This is a genomic window from bacterium (assembly GCA_021372775.1).
Taxonomy (GTDB): Bacteria; Acidobacteriota; Polarisedimenticolia; order J045; family J045; genus JAJFTU01.
Genome location: JAJFTU010000434.1, coordinates 1 through 2,800, shown reverse-complemented (window position 1 = coordinate 2,800; position 2,800 = coordinate 1). Strand labels below are relative to the sequence as shown.

Genomic DNA, 2,800 nt, shown 5'->3' with positions numbered 1-2,800 from the left:
CGGGCTCTTCCGAATCTTGGAGTGGATGGAGCGGACGATGTATCGAGACGCCGACCACATCGTCACGGTCGGCGACGGCTACAAGCAGCGTTTGCTCGAGCGGGGTGTGCCGGAGGAGAAGATCTCGGTCGTCATGAACGGCGTGGACGAGGATTTCGTCCCGCGCGCGGCGGACGCCGAGTTGCTGAAGCGCTACGGGCTCGCGGGGAAGTTCGTCGTCACCTACGCCGGGACGATCGGAATGGCGTGCGGCTTGGACGTGACGCTGCGTGCCGCCGAACTGCTGCGGGCGCGCGGCGTGGACGACGTCGTCTTTCTGCTGGTCGGGAGCGGCGCGGAGCGGGAGAACCTCGAAGCGGAGGTGCGGCGGCGCGGTCTCGAGGGGAGAGTTATCCTCACCGGCCGAGTTCCGCGGGCGGAGATCCCGGCGTTCGTTGCGAGCTCGGACGCGTGCCTCGTTCACCTGCGCAAGACGGACCTCTTCGCGTCGGTGATGCCTTCGAAGATCTTCGAGGCGGCGGGGATGGCGAAGCCGATCATCCTCGGGGTTGGCGGGTTCGCGCGGGAGTTCGTGGAGCGCGCCGGCGCCGGACTTGTGATGACGCCGGACGACGAAAACGAGTTGGTCGCCGCCGTGCTGCGGCTCAAGGCGGACGACAGTCTGCGGCGGACGCTCGGCGAGAGCGGCGAGCGGTGGGTTCGCGCGAACTGCGACCGCGGCGTCTTGGCGGCGCGCTATCTTGAGATTTTGGAGAGAGTGGCGTCGGGGCGGGCGCCGGCCAGTCCCCGAGCGTGACGTACCTATTTGCGCGCCTATGCGCTCTTCTTGGGCGCGCCGTCAGACAACGTCTTCGCGTTGCGCGGGCGCGGCCGCGGGCTGCGGGACGACGTGCAGCAGCGGACCTCCCTCCGGCCGCGCGGCCGACGCGGCGAGGCAGCGGCCAAGGACGTTGGCCAAGGTGCCCAAGCGGCGGAGCGCGACGTCCCAATCTGCGGTGGCGGGCTGGGTGAGGACGACGGTGTAGCGCAGCGTCGAATCGACATCGGACAGCGGCAGCGTCAGGCGGGGGCCGATTCCTGCGTCGGACTCAGGCGAAGACCAACTGCGCAGCGGCCTGTCGGTCGAACCGTCGGCGCAGAGCGCGACGGAGGCAAAACCAAGTTCTTCGGCGGCGCGGACGAGCGCGGCCCAAGCGACTTCGGTGTTCCTCCCGAACGCTCCGAGCTCGGATTCGAGCGCGCCGAGAATGTCGCGGTCCTGGCGGGCGCGTGAAGCGGCCATGATCGAGTGGCCGAAGTGCGCCAGCCCCTTGCGGATTTCGATGACGCCGCTCCAGCGGAAGAAGGCCAGAAGCGTTGCGCCGACGGCGAAGAGGGCCAGCCAGATGACCGACTCGGCGTTGCGCGTGGCCATGACGCCGATGCCGGCGAGGGCGGCGAGGAGCGTTATGCCGTAGAGCGCCAGCACGGCGTTGCGCTGGTTGAGCCCCTTCTTGAGGAGCATGTGGTGGATGTGGCCGCGGTCGGGAGAGAAGGGCGAACGCCCCCCGGCGACGCGGCGGATGATCGTGCAGGTCGTGTCGAAGAGCGGAACGCCGAGCGTCAGCACGGGGAGCGCCAGCGCGACCAGCGTGGACGACTTGTGCGAGGCGAGGGCGCCGAAGCAGGCGATGGTGAAGCCGAGGAACTGGCTGCCGCAGTCGCCGAGGAAGATCCGGGCCGGGTTGAAGTTGAAGAAGAGGAAGCCGACGAGGCTGCCGAAGAGCGCCAGGCCGAGGACGGCGAGCACCGGCTGGTGGGCCGTGATCGCGAGGACGGCGAGCATCGCGCAGGTGATGGCGCCGATCCCCGCGGCGAGGCCGTCGAGGCCGTCGATCAGGTTCACGGCGTTCGTGATGCCGACGATCCAAAGCACGGTGATCGGCGCCGACATCCAGCCCAAGTCGAGCTTGCCGAAGGCGCCGAGGTAGATCACCTGGATGTGGACGCCCATGGCGTAGACGAACGCCGCCGCGCCGATCTGCACCGCGAACTTCGTCCAGGCGCGGAGGCCGCGGATGTCGTCCCAGAGACCCATGGCGAAGATCGCCGTGGAGCCGAGGATGACGGCGATGATCTGCGCGCCCATGGCCCGGTAGGCGTCGCCGACCATGTTGTTGATGCGGAGGACGACGAAAAGGAGCGCGAGCGTCGGCAGGATGATCGCGATGCCGCCGACGCGCGGCACGGCGCGCTTGTGGACCTTGCGCATGCCCGGCTTGTCCACGTAGCCGCGGCGGGTCGCCCAGCGGATCACGGCCGGGGTCAGAAGCAGCGAGAGGATCGCCGCCGCGACGAGGACGAACGCGTAGGTCTTCATGCCGCCTGCAAGTCCCCCCATAGTTGATTCTTCCCCCCGGAAGCGCGCGACGCCCAAACCGTCCCGCGTAGGCAACGGCCCCAAGACTACTCGTTTCAAGCCCCGATCGAAAGACGTGCCGCGTGCCGATTCGCCGAGGTTCTGGCCAAGGCATGCCGCATCTTCACGGTTTGCGACTTGTGTTCGGCTTACCTCGCGAGCGTCATCGCATTAGGGAGGAATTGCGCCGCCGGCGGGTCATCGTGAACCGGACGCAGACGGCGATGACGCGGAAAACCCGTCCCACTGGCACCTTGCCTCGTCGCGACTCTGGTGGTCGGCTTCGGCGGCCTTCAAGAGCAAAGCGATCATATGATATGTTGCAAGGGGCGAGGCCGTCCTGCTCCGGCGGATGGGCACGGATCAGCGACGCGTTGCGGCAGTCCGCCGCGGCGCGCGAGG

The 2,800-nt window shown here is 68.3% G+C and carries 2 protein-coding genes; one reads left to right on the top strand and one right to left on the bottom strand.

Features of this window, described 5'->3' with window-relative positions; all coding sequences use genetic code 11:
• The coding region (locus tag LLG88_14960) for a glycosyltransferase family 4 protein (GenBank protein MCE5248206.1) at nucleotides 1–796 on the top strand (796 nt) is incomplete at its 5' end.
• Between the two features lie 42 nt (nucleotides 797–838).
• Here LLG88_14960 and LLG88_14955 read toward each other — a convergent pair.
• Nucleotides 839–2,359, bottom strand: coding sequence for an undecaprenyl/decaprenyl-phosphate alpha-N-acetylglucosaminyl 1-phosphate transferase (locus LLG88_14955; protein MCE5248205.1), 1,521 nt, complete (start codon nucleotides 2,357–2,359; stop codon nucleotides 839–841).
• Nucleotides 2,360–2,800 lie beyond the last annotated feature (441 nt).